Genomic DNA, 16,667 nt, shown 5'->3' with positions numbered 1-16,667 from the left:
GAAGGTCTGTAGCGCTTGGAATGGATTTCTTGAGTGCAAAGATCGCGTCACAAAAATGTGTACAAGAGATTGGATTGACCTGATCAGTTAATTTTCCGGATTGGTATAATATACGCCATTAGCAAAGCCGCGGATTCTCCTACTTACCAAAACAGCGCGTGTTGGGAGTCTAAACCTCCAACCTTTCCATATACTAAGCCTCAGCAGAAATACTGGGGCTTTTTTGTATCTGCTGCTTCTACGAAGTAATGTGGGATAACTAGGCGCTCCTAGCTCACCTGCGTGCTCGAATCTCCGGAGTGCCTACTCATTCCAGCCTTGCCATATTTAAGACTCTAGTCTGCACGTCTCGGCAGAAATGCTAGCGCTTTTTATTCCTGTCATTTTTACAAGTATCACTTGAAGTACCATGTGTTCCTTTAGCTAACTCTATCGAACACTGATTTAGTGCAGTCTTGCTGTATTTAATGACTTAGTTCAAAGCTAAAGCTTTCTGTTCACCACTCATCTAGCTCCGTAGTCCTGTTAATAACTAACGCTATTCTAGCGAGACGTTGAGTCCCGTTATTTTTGTTTCCAGGTGAAAGGTGAAGCCTTTCGATTGAAGCTTATATAACTTGAGAGTGGGTTATTGGGTAGACTAGCGAGTGGGCAGAAGAACTAATTCTCTGTATGACTTAAGCTCCTTAAAGAGTTCTGTCCACCCACATTAAGGCTTTCGATTACTCAAATATCAGCGGTATCAAATATCGATATGAGCTCTATGTTCCACGCATATCTTTCAGCGATAGCTCCAGTATGGGAATTGGTGAGTTTGACTTTCATTGGGTATAAAAAAGGCCACCTAAAGTAGGCGGCTTTGGTTGATCTATCTAGGTGTTAATCTAGCTCTTTCTCTGCTTGTTTTGCTTTCTCTATCATAGGAGTGATTGTTGAGCCTTGAACTAGAATAGAGAACACAACAACGGCGTATGTCATGACAAGGATTATCTCTTTTACATCTATTGCTTTGTCTTCAATTACCCAGATACCTGAAGGGATCGAAAGTGCCATGGCTAATGCTAAGCCACCGCGTAAGCCACCCCAAGTTAGAATCTTAATCGACCACGGGTTGTAAGTTCTAAAGCGTTTAAATCCGATGTAAGACAAGAAAACACTCAAGTAACGTGCACTCAATACTAGAGGGACTGCGAACGCCATTAAGATCCAGTCTTCTTGGTGGAATTTGAATAACAGCATCGACATACCAATTAGTAGGAATAATACGCCGTTTAAGAATTCATCTATCAACTCCCAGAAATGATCTAGGTGATCTTCACTCTCTTTTGAGAATCCGATAAAGCGAGTCCAGTTACCAATCATGATACCTGAGACCACCATCGCTAATGGTCCTGATACATGTAGAACTTCAGCAAACGCATAACCAGCAGTTGGAATGCCGATGGTTAATAGCAACTCCATCGAGTGGTCGTCGGTGTTGCTGATTAGGTAATGGAATACAAGACCTAAAACAAAACCGTAGACGATGCCGCCAATTGCCTCTTGAACGAATAGCATGGTCACACTACCGACGGTTGGCGCTTCTGTGCCGAATGCGATAGTAAATAGGGTTACGAAGATAACTAAGCCAAAACCATCGTTGAATAGAGATTCTCCCTCGATTTGAGTAGAGATTCTTCTGGGAGCGTCGAGTTTTTTTACTATTGCTAGCACGGCGATGGGATCGGTTGGAGAGATTAGCGAGCCAAAGAGTAGGCAGTAAATCAGATCAAATTGAATACCGATGAACTGGCAAAACCCGTACAGCACAAAACCGATAAAGAATGTTGAAAACAGCGTAGCACCTAACGCGAGTACTGTTATTTCCCATTTCTGGTCTTTTAGGTTTGGTAATTTGATTCCCAAACCGCCTGCAAATAGTAAGAATCCTAATATCCCTTTTAGAAGGAAATCTTCAAAATTGATACTGGCAACGGTCTCTGAGGCAATGTCTGCCAATTGGAACCAATTATTTTGTCCCGCAATGATAATCAATAGAGATAACATCATTGAGCCAGCTGTGATGGCGATGGTTGTCTGCATTTTACCAATTTTTGTATTCACGAAAGCAATAAGCATGGCTGCAGCGGACAAGAAGCATAAGGTGTAATAGACCGACATTGGGATTCCAACATGTAACAAAGTATGAATATGAATTTTCGTTGTCTCATGCTCAAATAGCAAACATTTTTTTGTCATGACTCAGTAATCAATTTCCTTTTTTAGACGTCTAGACTCCTTTTTAATGTGTGATAGGATGGAGGGATAATTAAAGGAATGAGGTTGTACCGTGGGAAGTAATGTAAGGCAAAAGATTGACGCTCTGTTGAAGCAACGAATTTTACTGATTGATGGTGGCATGGGCACCATGATTCAGGATTATAAATTGGAAGAGCAAGACTATCGTGGTGAACGCTTTGCTGATTGGCACAGTGACTTGAAGGGCAACAATGACCTTTTAGTTCTTACACAGCCTAAACTTATCAAAGATATCCATATGGAGTATTTGGAAGCTGGGGCTGACATCCTCGAAACCAATACCTTTAACGCTACAACCATCGCTATGGCCGACTATGATATGGAAAGCCTTAGTGAAGAGATTAACTTTGCTGCTGCCAAGCTTGCTCGTGAAGCAGCTGATGAATGGACTGCAAAGACCCCAGATAAACCTCGCTTCGTCGCGGGTGTATTAGGCCCTACCAACCGAACTTGTTCTATCTCGCCTGATGTAAACGATCCAGGTTACCGTAATGTTAGCTTTGACGAACTGGTTGAAGCCTATTCTGAATCGACTCGCGCGCTCATTAAGGGCGGTTCAGATTTAATTCTTATTGAAACTATCTTTGATACGTTAAACGCGAAAGCGTGTGCCTTTGCCGTTGAATCTGTTTTTGAAGAGGTGGGTATTGCTCTTCCAGTGATGATTTCCGGTACCATCACTGACGCATCAGGTCGTACCCTTTCAGGACAGACGACAGAAGCATTCTACAACGCCCTTCGTCATGTAAAACCAATCTCATTTGGATTGAACTGTGCATTGGGCCCTGATGAACTGCGTGAGTATGTCGGTGAGATGTCTCGTATCTCAGAGTGCAATGTTTCTGCTCACCCTAATGCGGGTTTGCCTAATGCATTTGGCGAGTATGACCTTTCTCCTGAGGATATGGCTGAACATGTTAAAGAGTGGGCTGAAAGTGGCTTCTTGAACCTAATTGGTGGGTGTTGTGGTACTACTCCAGAGCATATCCGTGAAATGGCTGAGGCCGTTGAAGGTGTAACGCCGCGTCAATTGCCAGACTTACCAGTTTCTTGTCGTCTTTCGGGACTAGAGCCACTGACGATAGCTAAAGAATCTTTGTTCGTGAATGTAGGTGAGCGGACCAATGTTACCGGCTCTGCACGCTTTAAGCGCCTTATCAAAGAAGAGCTCTACGACGAAGCCTTGAGTGTAGCTCGAGAGCAAGTCGAGAATGGTGCTCAAATTATCGATATCAACATGGATGAAGGGATGCTAGACGCCGAGGCGTGTATGGTTAAATTCCTGAATCTATGTGCTTCAGAACCTGAAATCTCGAAAGTACCTGTTATGGTCGATTCTTCTAAGTGGGAAGTTATCGAAGCTGGCCTAAAGTGTATTCAAGGCAAAGGCATCGTTAACTCAATCTCTCTAAAAGAAGGCAAAGAGAAGTTTGTTGAGCAAGCCAAATTAGTTCGTCGTTATGGTGCTGCTGTCATCGTGATGGCGTTTGATGAAGTCGGGCAGGCTGATACTCGAGAGCGTAAAGTCGAAATCTGTACCAATGCCTACAACATTCTTGTTGATGAAGTCGGTTTCCCACCAGAAGATATTATTTTTGACCCGAATATTTTCGCAGTGGCTACTGGTATCGATGAGCATAATAACTATGCGGTTGATTTCATTGAAGCAGTAGGAGACATCAAACGCGATCTCCCGCATGCGATGATCTCTGGCGGTGTGTCGAATGTTTCATTCTCATTCCGTGGTAATAACTACGTCCGTGAGGCTATTCACGCGGTATTCCTATATCACTGTTTTAAAAACGGTATGGATATGGGCATTGTAAACGCTGGTCAGTTGGAAATTTACGATAATGTTCCAGAAGATCTGCGTGATGCTGTTGAAGATGTCGTACTAAACCGTCGTGATGATTCGACTGAAAGATTGCTGGATATGGCGACCGAATACCTAGAGCGTGCTGTTGGTAAGGTTGAAGATAAATCTGCATTAGAGTGGCGAACTTGGCCTGTAGAGAAGCGTTTGGAGCACTCTTTGGTAAAAGGTATCACCGACTTTATTGTTGAAGATACCGAAGAAGCTCGTGTTAATGCCTCTCGTCCTATTGAAGTGATTGAAGGTCCTCTAATGGACGGAATGAACGTTGTTGGTGACCTGTTTGGTGAAGGTAAGATGTTCTTACCACAGGTTGTAAAGTCTGCGCGTGTGATGAAACAGGCGGTTGCCCATTTAGAACCATTCATTAATGCATCCAAAGAAGTGGGCGCAACTAACGGTAAGATTTTGTTAGCGACCGTTAAAGGTGACGTTCACGATATCGGTAAAAATATCGTTGGTGTGGTTTTACAGTGTAATAACTACGAAATTATCGACTTAGGTGTGATGGTTTCTTGCGAGAAGATTCTCAAGGTAGCGAAAGAAGAGAATGTCGACATTATTGGCCTGTCTGGGCTGATTACACCGTCTCTTGATGAAATGGTACATGTTGCTAAAGAAATGGAGAGACAGGGTTTCAAGCTGCCTCTTCTGATTGGCGGCGCAACCACATCTAAAGCTCACACAGCAGTTAAGATTGAGCAGAATTATTCAGAACCTGTTGTATACGTAAATAATGCCTCGCGTGCAGTGGGTGTTTGTACTTCACTACTTTCTGATGAATTGAAACCCGCTTTCGTTGAGAAGCTGGATATCGATTACGATCGCGTTCGAGATCAGCACAATCGTAAGAAACCTCGTACCAAGCCTGTCACGCTTGAAAGAGCTCGTGCCAATAAAGTTGCTATCGATTGGGATGCGTATACGCCACCTGCACCCGCTAATCCGGGAGTTCACATCTTCAATGATTTTGATGTGGCGACTTTGCGTCAGTACATCGATTGGACTCCATTCTTTATGACATGGTCATTGGTTGGTAAATACCCTGCAATCCTTGATCATGAAGAAGTGGGTGAAGAGGCAAAACGTTTATTCAAAGATGCTAATGATTTACTGGATCGCGTAGAGAAAGAGAAGCTGCTTGAAGCGCGTGGTATGTGTGCCATGTTCCCAGCGAACAGTGTTGGTGATGATATTGAGGTGTATACCGATGAATCTCGTACCGAAGTTCTAAAAGTTCTACACAATCTTCGTCAACAAACAGAGAAACCAAAAGGCTTTAACTACTGTTTGTCTGATTACATTGCGCCAAAAGAAAGCGGTAAAGCGGATTGGATTGGTGGCTTTGCGGTTACGGGTGGTATTGGTGAGCGAGAGCTGGCTGATGAATACAAAGCGAAAGGCGATGACTACAACGCGATTATGATTCAGGCGGTTGCTGACCGATTGGCTGAGGCGTTCGCGGAATATCTGCATAAAGAAGTGAGAAAGGATATTTGGGGTTACTCGCCAGATGAGAATTTGTCTAACGACGATTTGATTCGAGAGAAATACCAAGGTATTCGTCCAGCTCCAGGTTACCCTGCTTGCCCAGAGCATACAGAGAAAGGTACGTTGTGGGAGCTGATGGACGTTGAAAAGGCAATCGATATGTCATTAACGACAAGCTACGCGATGTGGCCTGGTGCCTCAGTGTCTGGTATGTATTTCTCACACCCTGATGCTAGATACTTTGCTATTGCACAGATTCAACAGGATCAAGTGGATAGCTATGCTGACCGCAAAGGTTGGGACATGTTAGAAGCCGAGAAGTGGTTAGGTCCAAACATTAACTAGTTTGAATCTACGACGAGCTTTGATTCGTATAGTAAAAAAGAGAAAGGGTTGCTTAATCGCAACCCTTTTTGTATCTGAGATTTAGTTATTTATCTGTTGGTGATAAACGCATTTTTACTCAAACAATTCTTGGTGCAGTTTTTGAATCGCCAACTTAGAAACAGATTCATCTAGCAAGAAACACAGGTTGTGTGGGCTTGCTCCGTAACAAATCATGCGTAGGTTGAAATCTTCAAGAGTGCCGAATACCTGCTTCGCATAGCCTTTGCTTTCACTCATGTTGTTACCAATCAGTGCAACAAGGCATAGGTCGTGCTCAATATCCACGGAACACAACTCTTCAAGCTCAAGGCGAGCGGCTTCAGGTAACTCAGGAGCACCACCAGAGGTATCGGTTTGATCGAGTGTTAGTGAAACACTGATCTCTGAAGTGGTGATAAGATCGACCGAGATCTTATGTTTAGCAAGGATCTCGAATACCTTTGCCAAAAAGCCATAGGCATGGAACATATTAGCGCTACGTAGCGTAACCATGGTTTGGTTGCAGCGTAGGGCAAGCGCTCTAAATAGAGGAGAGCTCTCAACTTCTTGACGAATCCAAGTTCCACCGAGCTCTGGCGCTTTAGAAGAGCCGACAAATACCGGTATTTGGTGGCGTAGTGCAGGTACTAGAGTTGATGGGTGCAAGATCTTCGCACCAAAGTTTGCCATTTCCGATGCTTCACTGAAGCTGATCTCTGGGATAGGAGAAGCTTTAGGTGCAATACGAGGGTCTGTGGTGTAGATACCCGGAACATCCGTCCAGATTTCTAAACCAATCGCCTGTACAGATTCGGCAATCAATGCTGCTGAGTAATCACTGCCACCGCGGCCTAAAGTCGTGGTGTTACCTTCGCTATCAGCGCCGATAAAACCTTGGGTAACGACAACTTGTTGTTGGCAAAGTGGAATCAGTTTCTCTTGCGCTAGAGCGGCAATATCTTCTAGTTGAGGTTCGGCTTTACCAAAATCATCATTAGTACGCATCACATCTCTGATATCAAAGCGAACAGCAGGAGTGCCTCGTTCAGAGATGATCTGAGCCAAGATGTGTGTCGACATCAACTCGCCACATGCGACAAGGTGATCCGTCAGTTTAGTACTTGTTTGGAATGATGCGGCCTCTGCAGCGCTCGCAATGTCATCAAGAATGCTGTGGACTTCTTTTTCGATGCTGATTGGATCTGCGAGTTGGTCAAGAATTGCGTTGTGAATGTCCGCTAATTGCGCCATTAGTTCCTGACGACGTGCTTTATCTTGAACACCATGTGCTAGTTCAACCAGCAAGTTAGTGACACCAGAGCATGCACTACTCACGACCAGTTTCGTGTTTGAGTTGTTTTCAATAATGGCAGCACAACGGCTCATTGCTTCAAAGTTGGCAACACTTGTTCCACCAAACTTAGCGACATTAAAAGAACCAGCTACATTAGATGCACTCACGATATATCTCCCACGACTTCCTAAAATAAAATTACGGTTGGGTAATCCAACGTCCGATGTTTTTCGAAGAGAGTTTTAGAGCAAAAAGAGAGGAATTATTAGAATAGTAACCTCAGAAGCTCTTCACCATATAGAAATGGCGACAGTTGACGGGATTCAGCCCGCTCAACCGATAATAAAGGTCCTGCATACTTTTATTATCTCGGCACTGCTCCCCATAAATGTTTTGTATTGGAAATGCGGTTCCACAAAACATCTGCCTGGGCAGTGCTCCTCTTCTGCTAGATAGCCGTTTCATTGAACGTTTTTGTGGTAACAATGTCAATCCGTAACTTGAGATAATTGAAAAATAATTTTAACAATTATGTGACAGTGGTTTGACCTCAATACTTATGGCTAATTGCTGAGGTAATCAATTTGCTTTAGGGTGGATTGTTCACAACATTAACGTAAGGGATGTACATGTCTAATTTCACACTCACTACTGCTATCGATAGCTTTTATCCACCACACCGAACGTTAATGGGGCCTGGTCCTTCTGATATCTCACCTCAAGTGCTACAGGCTTTGAGCCGTCCAACCATAGGTCACCTAGATCCGCTGTTTATTGCGATGATGGATGAGCTTAAACAACTTCTTAAATACGCTTTTCAGACTGAAAACGAATTTACGATTGCCGTTTCTGCACCGGGCAGTGCAGGTATGGAGACCTGTTTTGTTAACTTGATTGAGCCTGGTGAAAAGGTGATTGTTTGTCGTAACGGTGTCTTCGGTGAGCGTATGCGAGAAAACGTGGTGCGTTGTGGTGGCGAAGCCATCCTTGTTGATGACGAATGGGGCAAGCCCGTTTCAGTTGAAAAGGTAGAACAAGCATTGGCAGAAAACCCCGATGCCGTTGCTGTTGCATTTGTGCATGCAGAGACATCAACCGGAGCGTTATCTGATGCTCAAGCTATCTCTGCTGTCGCTCGTCAGTTTGATGCGTTAACGATTGTTGATGCAGTGACATCATTAGGTGGTGTGCCATTGCTGGTTGATGAGTGGCAGCTTGATGCGGTTTATTCTGGCAGCCAAAAGTGTCTGTCTTGTGTGCCAGGGCTATCTCCAGTGACTTTCTCTCAGCGTGCGGTTGATAAAATGAAAGCCCGTAAAGCACCAGTGCAAAGCTGGTTTTTGGATCAAAGTTTAGTATTAGGTTACTGGAGTGGAGAAGGTAAGCGTAGCTACCACCATACCGCACCCGTGAACAGCCTTTATGCTCTGCATGAGTCGCTGGTTTTGTTGAAAAATGAAGGCTTAGATAATGCGTGGTCTCGTCATCATGCGATGCACCAAGAGCTTAAAGAAGGCGTAGAAGCTCTAGGGTTAAAGTTTGTGGTTGATGAAGAGAGCCGCCTGCCGCAGCTTAATGCACTTTATTTCCCAGAAGGAATTGATGAGGCTAAGATCAGAACGCAGCTTTTAGAAGAATATAATCTTGAAATCGGTGCTGGGCTTGGCTCTTTGGCTGGTAAGGCATGGCGTATCGGCCTAATGGGTTACGGTGCTCGTAAAGAGAATGTCGCGTTGTGCCTAAAAGCGCTAAAAGATGTTTTGAAGTAGCTGCATGAACTGAAATTAAAAAAAAAAGCGCACGAGAGATCGTGCGCTTTTTTGTATCTACCCCAAGCTCCTACTGCCTACTAAGTGAAGCTTGCGTTGCGAATTCTTAACATTATTCTGCAGACGAAACGTTATCTTCTGCTTGTGACACTTTCTTATACTGAACCTTTGAAAAGTCTCTGTTAGGGAATAAAAAGTTCGCTTCGCTACGAATTTGCTCTGCTTTACTTTCTTCTCCTAGGCCTTGATACGCCAGAATCAGATTGCTGTAGAAAGCCGGTCTTGGTTTGCTCTTAATGATTTCCAGTGACCAATCGATGTAAGGCTGTATAAGGCTCGGGTCGGCTTTGTAGAGGCCGATATTAAGGTAAGTGCTGTATATATCCCAATCGTAGCGATCTTTCCACACCACTGGGTTCGTTACCTGCTTAAGAATGTCCGGATTTTTCGGCTTAGACAGTTCAAACTTAGTCAGTACATAGTTGGTGTGCAGGGCGCTCAACATATAAAAACTGACCAAAATAGGGAGCACTAAGCTCAACACTCTAAATAGGGTCTTGCTGATGATACTGAACGACTGTTGATAATGTCGGGAAGAGCGCTGATCTACCCAGTAAATCAATATAATGAATGTTATCCAGTGAATCGCCGAGTGGTAAAAAGGATACTCAAGTTGAGAGTGCAAAAGGATTGGGATAAATAACGCGAGCAGGGCTAGACGTGTTCCCTTTGCTGAACTTGTTATGCGTGACATCACCAATATTGCAGCAATCAAGATTCCGATGATTGGTACAATCCCCCCTTCAACTCCCCAAAACAGGAACTCATTGTGCGGGTGATCCATTGAAGGAAGACCTGGATGATAGTTCGAGTTGAGTTGATGTTGGCGAGCTGTATATAGCGTGTATTCAGACTCAAATTTCCCGTAACCATAACCTGTAAATGGCTTTTCGATCATCATATCTAAAGCTTGCGGGAACGTATAAGCGCGCGGGCTTTCTAGGTTCGCTTTCTTGCTAGCGAGGCTATCAGTCGCACTTAGGCTGATCACCGAAAAAGCGACGACGACACCGACGAGCACTGATGCGCACCATCCGTAGAAGCGTTTCTTGGTCGAGAACTTGTATAGATAGGGCAGAATGCAGATAAACCCAATGACAGCGGCCAACCATCCGGTACGTGATGCAATGATGATCAGCAAGGGCACGGTTAAGGTTGGAGTTAAATACAGTAGGAATGATTCGCTGATCTTATGGTTATATTTAGCCGGCTGCCTTGCTAAAAGGTAAGCGGACAGCACAAAACCAGTAGCAAGAAAGCTTGCCATTACATTCGGTTGTTGAAATATCCCATATGGTCGGTTTGCAGCAGTGTTGTAGCCAAATAGGTTGCCAGGTTCTAATAAGAAATATTGCACATAGCCAAATAGTGCTTGTATAACAACAGCAAGTACAATGAACCACAACATACGTTGCTTGTGTTTATTGCTGAACTTAAATTGCTGCAGCACCACAAATAAGGCAAAGCCCGCCCACAATCCAAGCAAGCGTCCTGACGCTCCTTGAGGTGCAGCATTGCTGTATAAAATGGGTAGCGTGAGTATGATGCAGCTAATCAACAAGCCAATTGTTAATTTGGAATACTTGAGTACTCGATTGGTCGCGAGTTGGTAAAAGCCAATCGCTAGCGTGAAGCTTAGCGCTAGCCAAGTGGTAGGGTTAAAGGATAGAGCAAGGCCCGAACCACCAGGATTCGGCATAAAAAAATGCATAGCTAACAAGAATACAACAGCTAAAGAAGCCAGAAATGCTTTGTTGAGTGGTAGCTGAGTGACCTGATTTTCTAGCTGAGTACCGCTAGTGTGTATTGTTGCCATAAATCCCTAACCTTATAAAAACAGAGCTTGTTCCTTCTGAAACAAGCTCTGTTACTTTAACATTTTTCTGTCTGCCCGCAGGGCGCTATTTTACACCTACTTCAAATTTAACATAGGCTTAAGGAAGCGAGCAGTGTGTGAACCTTCGACTAACGCCACATCTTCAGGTGTACCCTCTGCAACAATCTCACCACCACCTTGCCCACCTTCTGGGCCAAGATCTAGGATCCAGTCTGCTGTTTTAACGACATCTAGGTTGTGCTCAATCACGACAACTGTATTACCATGATCACGCAGTCTATGTAATACCGTCAGTAGCTGCTGGATATCGTGGAAATGAAGGCCTGTTGTTGGCTCATCGAGAATGTATAAGGTTTTTCCCGTGTCTCGTTTAGACAGTTCACGCGCTAATTTAACACGCTGAGCTTCACCACCAGATAAGGTTGTAGCTGCTTGCCCTAAGCGAATGTAAGAGAGGCCAACGTCCATTAAAGTTTGCAGTTTACGAGCGATAACAGGTACCGGGTTGAAGTATTCACGAGCATCTTCCACAGTCATCTCTAGAACTTCGTCAATGGTTTTACCTTTGTAGCGGACCTCTAGAGTCTCACGGTTATAGCGCTTACCTTTACACACATCACAAGGCACATACACATCGGGTAAGAAGTGCATCTCTACCTTGATTACGCCGTCTCCCTGACAAGCCTCACAACGACCACCACGAACGTTAAAGCTGAATCGACCTGGCTTGTAACCACGAGAACGTGATTCCTGAGTGCCCGCGAATAGTTCACGAATAGGGGTGAAAATCCCTGTGTAGGTCGCAGGGTTTGATCTTGGTGTACGACCGATAGGGCTTTGATCTATGTCGATTACCTTATCAAAATGTTCTAACCCTTTAATCTTTTTGTGCTTTGCTGGAACTGCAGTTGTGGCACCGTTTAATTGAGTGTGGGCGACTTTAAAGAAGGTATCGTTGATAAGCGTTGATTTACCCGAACCTGATACGCCCGTAATACAACTGAACAAGCCAACAGGAATTGTCGCGGTCACATTCTTTAGGTTGTTCCCCGTTGCGCCAACGATCTCGACGACCTTTTTCTTGTCGATAGGCGTTCTCTTTTCAGGCACTGCAATTTCTTTAGCACCGCTCAGGTATTGGCCTGTCAAAGAGTTCGGGTTTTCGATGATGTCTTGCATGGTACCTTCTGCCACCACGTGACCACCGTGCACCCCTGCTCCTGGACCGATATCGATAACATGGTCAGCACAACGAATTGCATCTTCGTCATGTTCCACAACAAGTACCGTATTACCTAAGTCTCTCAGGTGAATTAAGGTTTGCAATAGACGTTCATTATCGCGCTGGTGGAGACCAATTGATGGCTCATCAAGTACATACATAACGCCAACTAAACCGGCACCGATTTGGCTCGCCAAACGAATACGTTGCGCCTCACCACCAGACAGCGTTTCAGCACTGCGTGATAGGTTAAGGTAGTTCAAACCAACGTTGACTAAGAAATGCAGACGATCATTGATCTCTTTCATCACTTTATCTGCGATCTGCCCACGTTGACCGTCTAGCTTCAATTCTTGGAAAAATTGTAGTGCGTCAGCAATGCTAAGTTCAACGATTTCCGGAAGTGTTGTATCACCAATGAAAACGTTGCGAGCTTCTAGTCTCAGGCGAGTGCCATCACAGCTAGAACACGACTTGGTTGAGATGTATTTGGCAAGGTCTTCACGCACCGCGCTAGATTCAGTATCACGGTAACGGCGCTCTAAGGTATTTAAAATGCCCTCGAATGGATGACGCTTAACTCGAATATCACCTCGGTCATTGATGTACTTGAATTCCACTTCAGTTCGACCTGATCCTTTTAGAATGATCTCTTGAGTCTTTTTCGGTAGAGAATTAAATGGCGCATACAGATCAAAACCATAATGTTCTGAAAGCGACGTTAGCATCTGGAAATAGTAGTAGTTCTTTTGATCCCAACCTTTTATCGCACCTTCAGCAATGCTTAGGTTCTCATCTAAAATCACTCGGCTTGGATCAAAATACTGTTGAACACCAAGACCATCACACGTACCACATGCTCCTGCCGGGTTATTAAATGAGAACAGGCGAGGCTCAAGCTCTTGCATGCTGTAACCACATTTAGGACAAGCGAAGTTAGCAGAGAATACGATCTCTTCTTGATCCGTTTCGTCCATCCAGCCGACGACAGCGATACCGCCAGAGAGCTCTAATGTGGTCTCGAACGATTCAGCCAAACGTTGCTGTAGATCGGGACGTACTTTAAATCGATCAACGACGACCTCAATGGTGTGCTTTTTATGAAGTTCTAAGGCTGGTGGATCGGATAGATCACAGGTTTCACCATCAATTCGGGCTCGGATAAAGCCTTGCGCAGCTAAGTTTTCCAGTGTTTTAACATGCTCACCTTTGCGCTCTTTGACAATCGGTGCCATCAACATCATCTTTGAGCCTTCAGGCAGTTCTAAGACCTTATCGACCATTTGACTGATGGTTTGTGCTGCTAGAGGGATGTTGTGGTCTGGACAGCGAGGTTCGCCTACTCGCGCATACAATAATCTGAGGTAATCATAGACTTCGGTAATGGTACCGACGGTTGAGCGAGGGTTATGTGAAGTCGATTTTTGTTCTATTGAGATAGCAGGAGACAGACCTTCAATATGGTCGACATCAGGCTTTTCCATAAGAGATAGAAATTGACGAGCGTAAGCAGACAGAGATTCAACATAACGACGCTGACCTTCTGCGTAGAGTGTGTCAAACGCAAGTGACGACTTTCCTGAACCCGATAATCCGGTGATGACAGTCAGTTTGTCACGTGGAATGGTTAGGTTGACGTCTTTGAGGTTATGCGTACGAGCGCCTCTAATTTCTATTTTATCCATCTCAATAGACCATGTAATTTTAAGTGGCTAAAGTATTACATAGAGTGAGATTTGTGCAAAGTTTTACTGGATAAAAAAACAGTAAACAAAAAGGGCGACTCAAAGAGTCGCCCTTTCTAAAATCAGTAACGTTAGTGATTAACCAGTCGTTATGCTTCTTTCTTGGTCGAGTGTTTACCTAGCTCGATTTGCTGCTGGTCTTTCTTGTATAGGTTTTCGAAGCAGTAGTTTGTTGCTTCGATATAGCCTTCAACACTACCACAGTCAAAACGTTGGCCTTTAAATTTGTAAGCCAATACACAGCCTGCTTTTGCCTGTTTTAGCAATGCATCAGTGATCTGGATTTCGCCGCCTTTACCTGGTTCTGTCTGCTCGATTAATTCAAAGATATCTGGAGTCAGAATATAACGACCAATGATCGCTAGGTTGCTTGGTGCTGTACCTTGCTCTGGCTTCTCTACCATGTCATCAACTCGGAAAAGGTCATCTTTGATCATTTCGCCAGAGATAACACCGTACTTGTGAGTCTCTTCTTCTGGAACTTCTTGTACAGCAACAATAGAACAGCGGAACTGTTTGTATAGCGCAACCATCTGAGCTAGCACGCCTTGTTGCTCGTTCACACAAAGGTCATCAGCAAGTACTACTGCGAACGGTTCATCGCCTACAAGTTCGCGACCCGTTAAAATAGCATGGCCAAGGCCTTTCATCTCACGTTGACGAATGTAGGTGAAGTTTGCCGCTTCAATCGTTTCACGGATATTAACCAATAGGTCTTCTTTATTGGTGCCGCTAATCTGGTGCTCAAGCTCGTAGTTTTTATCAAAGTGATCCATGATCGAGTGCTTACCACGTCCAGTAACGATGCACATTCCATCCATACCAGCTTCGATAGCTTCCTCTACACCGTATTCAATCAGAGGCTTGTTTACTACAGGCATCATTTCTTTAGGCATTGACTTGGTTGCAGGTAAAAAACGTGTACCGTAGCCAGCTGCCGGGAAAAGGCACTTTTTGATCATGATAAGACCCTTTATCTATAATAATTATTGATTCAACCTGAGTGGTTGATATTTCTGAGGGCAACTCTAGCATAAGTTATGTCGAAAATTCAGCAACAATAGCCATGGTTTACTAGAGCTTCCCTCAAAATTATCGTCAGACTAAGAGGTGGGTCGATTATGCAAGCAGGTTCTGGTTTGCCCATGCTATCGCTTGAACTCTATTTTTTACCGCAAGCTTACGGAATATTTGATAGAGGTGAGATTTAACCGTGAACTCACTAATAAACAAGTCATCGGCGATTTGTGTGTTTGAAGACCCGGATTGAAGACAGCGAATCACCTGGATCTCACGAATGGTTAAATCAACATTGGTTGGTGTGGTGTTGGTATTGACCATATTGCGATAATAAAACAACAGTTGATTGGTTACCTTCCTTGGCAGCCAGTTATCGCCATCAATGACTTCTTGAAGACCACGAGCAATCTTGTCCTTTTGTTCAGTGTTGTAAAAGAGTCCTTTTAGTACCCCATAGGTAAGAAGCTCTGAGGTTGGAAGTTGCTGGGGGACATTGAATAAAATGATTTCGTGATTTTTCCACATAACAGTCAGGTTAGGACAAATAATCAGTAGTTGTGGTACCTCTCTGTAATCGACGAGCAAGATCCGGTTACTCCGCTTTCTATCAACTAGCATTAATTCGTCGGGTGTCATTTTGTAGAGAACAATAGATAAATGCTTTTCTATCTCTTTTACATGTAGATAGGTATCGTTTGGGTCGATGCACAGAAAGTGTAAAGTGCGAGCGTATCTTGATTTTCTCATTGAAACGTCCTGTTTGAGTGGGATTAGATTCCACGTTGTCATGCAGGCTTTAGCTTCTCTAGCGCCTTGATAGTGACTTGCGTTGAATATCAATTATCAAAGTAAATGAGTGGTTTGTAAGTGGAGAAAAAAGCAACATCGCTCTGAATATCATGATTTGTTACGTTTTTATTCTTTGTAGTGAGGAGAGAATAGGAATGCGATTTATCACTGCAGAAAAGCATGCTATTCTTGTGCGCTAAAATTTTCTGAGACTATGAATTTAGACGGAGCAAATCATGGCTAGCCGTGGAGTTAACAAAGTTATATTAGTGGGTAACCTAGGTAATGACCCTGAAATTCGTTACATGCCAAATGGCGGCGCAGTAGCGAACATTACCATTGCAACGTCAGAGTCATGGCGTGATAAAGCAACTGGCGAGCAGCGTGAAAAAACAGAATGGCACCGTGTTGCTCTGTTTGGCAAGCTTGCGGAAGTTGCTGGTGAGTACCTACGTAAAGGTTCTCAAGTTTACATTGAAGGTCAACTTCAAACACGTAAATGGCAAGATCAAAGCGGTCAAGATCGCTACACAACTGAAGTGGTTGTTCAAGGCTTCAATGGTGTAATGCAAATGCTTGGCGGCCGTGCTCAAGGTGGTGCTCCTGCTCAAGGTGGCATGGGTAACAACCAACAGCAAGGTGGTTGGGGTCAGCCACAGCAGCCGCAACAACAGCAACAACAATACAGTGCTCCCGCTCAACAGCAGCCAAAAGCACCTCAACAAGCTCCTCAGCAGGCTCAACCTCAATATAATGAGCCGCCAATGGATTTTGATGATGACATCCCATTTTAGATCTTGTTTTTAATATATTATAAAGACAGTATTAAATTGGAAAAAGCCGCGTTCTGAACTGACCCCCAATAGTTGGACACCAATTATTGGGGGTCTTTTTATGTCCAAA

General features: G+C 44.1%; 9 protein-coding genes and 1 riboswitch. Of the genes, 3 read left to right on the top strand and 6 right to left on the bottom strand.

All coding sequences use genetic code 11. The features are described from left to right. Nucleotides 1-879: 879 nt before the first annotated feature. A complete protein-coding gene (locus AB6E78_RS21615; RefSeq protein ID WP_017061334.1) occupies nt 880-2,160 on the bottom strand; it encodes a sodium:proton antiporter in 1,281 nt (426 codons plus the stop codon). A gap of 169 nt (nt 2,161-2,329) precedes the next feature. Here AB6E78_RS21615 and metH point away from each other — a divergent pair, with 169 nt between their 5' ends. Next, the gene (gene metH / locus AB6E78_RS21610; RefSeq protein ID WP_372134201.1) at nt 2,330-6,007 is read left to right on the top strand and encodes a methionine synthase; all 3,678 of its coding nucleotides are present in this window, start codon (nt 2,330-2,332) and stop codon (nt 6,005-6,007) included. 114 nt (nt 6,008-6,121) lie between these two features. Here the strand turns inward: metH and lysC are convergent, their stop codons facing one another. Then, a complete protein-coding gene (gene lysC, locus AB6E78_RS21605) occupies nt 6,122-7,489 on the bottom strand; it encodes a lysine-sensitive aspartokinase 3 (protein ID WP_136979354.1) in 1,368 nt (455 codons plus the stop codon). A gap of 108 nt (nt 7,490-7,597) precedes the next feature. Next, a riboswitch (Lysine riboswitch) is annotated at nt 7,598-7,775 on the bottom strand. A gap of 176 nt (nt 7,776-7,951) precedes the next feature. Between lysC and AB6E78_RS21600 the strand changes: the two genes are divergently transcribed. Then, on the top strand, nt 7,952-9,091 hold the full coding sequence (locus AB6E78_RS21600) for an alanine--glyoxylate aminotransferase family protein (protein ID WP_102332733.1): 1,140 nt from the start codon (nt 7,952-7,954) through the stop codon (nt 9,089-9,091). A gap of 112 nt (nt 9,092-9,203) precedes the next feature. On the opposite strand, the gene AB6E78_RS21595 is transcribed toward AB6E78_RS21600, so the two are convergent. The 4 genes from AB6E78_RS21595 to AB6E78_RS21580 all read right to left on the bottom strand — a co-directional run bounded on the left by AB6E78_RS21595 (nt 9,204) and on the right by AB6E78_RS21580 (nt 15,722). Then, nucleotides 9,204-10,967 carry a PglL family O-oligosaccharyltransferase gene (locus AB6E78_RS21595; RefSeq protein ID WP_017061338.1) on the bottom strand — a complete coding sequence of 588 codons (1,764 nt, stop codon included), beginning with the start codon at nt 10,965-10,967 and terminating at the stop codon, nt 9,204-9,206. Between the two features lie 96 nt (nt 10,968-11,063). Beyond that, complete coding sequence (gene uvrA, locus AB6E78_RS21590; protein ID WP_017061339.1) at nt 11,064-13,895, bottom strand: excinuclease ABC subunit UvrA; 2,832 nt, start codon at nt 13,893-13,895, stop codon at nt 11,064-11,066. A gap of 149 nt (nt 13,896-14,044) precedes the next feature. Further along, a complete protein-coding gene (gene galU, locus AB6E78_RS21585; RefSeq protein ID WP_017061340.1) occupies nt 14,045-14,917 on the bottom strand; it encodes a UTP--glucose-1-phosphate uridylyltransferase GalU in 873 nt (290 codons plus the stop codon). Between the two features lie 157 nt (nt 14,918-15,074). Continuing rightward, entirely contained in the window at nt 15,075-15,722 is a 648-nt protein-coding gene (locus tag AB6E78_RS21580; RefSeq protein ID WP_029235092.1) for a LuxR C-terminal-related transcriptional regulator, read from the bottom strand. A gap of 278 nt (nt 15,723-16,000) precedes the next feature. On the opposite strand from AB6E78_RS21580, the gene AB6E78_RS21575 reads away from it, so the two are divergent. After that, nucleotides 16,001-16,558 carry a single-stranded DNA-binding protein gene (locus AB6E78_RS21575; RefSeq protein WP_017061342.1) on the top strand — a complete coding sequence of 186 codons (558 nt, stop codon included), beginning with the start codon at nt 16,001-16,003 and terminating at the stop codon, nt 16,556-16,558. The last annotated feature ends 109 nt before the right edge of the window (nt 16,559-16,667 follow it).

Origin of the sequence: Vibrio sp. 10N.247.310.98, from assembly GCF_041467395.1 — a bacterium.
In the GTDB taxonomy this organism is placed as follows: domain Bacteria; phylum Pseudomonadota; class Gammaproteobacteria; order Enterobacterales; family Vibrionaceae; genus Vibrio; species Vibrio crassostreae_C.
Note: the sequence above shows the minus strand (reverse complement) of the source record. Positions and strands in the feature narration are given on the sequence as shown.

Excerpts from the sequence above, each read along its gene's own strand:
- AB6E78_RS21615 (WP_017061334.1), bottom strand. The coding sequence starts at position 2,160 with ATGTCGGTCTATTACACCTTATGCTTCTTGTCCGCTGCAGCCATGCTT.
- galU (WP_017061340.1), bottom strand. The coding sequence starts at position 14,917 with ATGATCAAAAAGTGCCTTTTCCCGGCAGCTGGCTACGGTACACGTTTT.
- AB6E78_RS21600 (WP_102332733.1), top strand. The coding sequence starts at position 7,952 with ATGTCTAATTTCACACTCACTACTGCTATCGATAGCTTTTATCCACCA.
- AB6E78_RS21580 (WP_029235092.1), bottom strand. The coding sequence starts at position 15,722 with ATGAGAAAATCAAGATACGCTCGCACTTTACACTTTCTGTGCATCGAC.
- AB6E78_RS21575 (WP_017061342.1), top strand. The coding sequence starts at position 16,001 with ATGGCTAGCCGTGGAGTTAACAAAGTTATATTAGTGGGTAACCTAGGT.
- uvrA (WP_017061339.1), bottom strand. The coding sequence starts at position 13,895 with ATGGATAAAATAGAAATTAGAGGCGCTCGTACGCATAACCTCAAAGAC.
- AB6E78_RS21595 (WP_017061338.1), bottom strand. The coding sequence starts at position 10,967 with ATGGCAACAATACACACTAGCGGTACTCAGCTAGAAAATCAGGTCACT.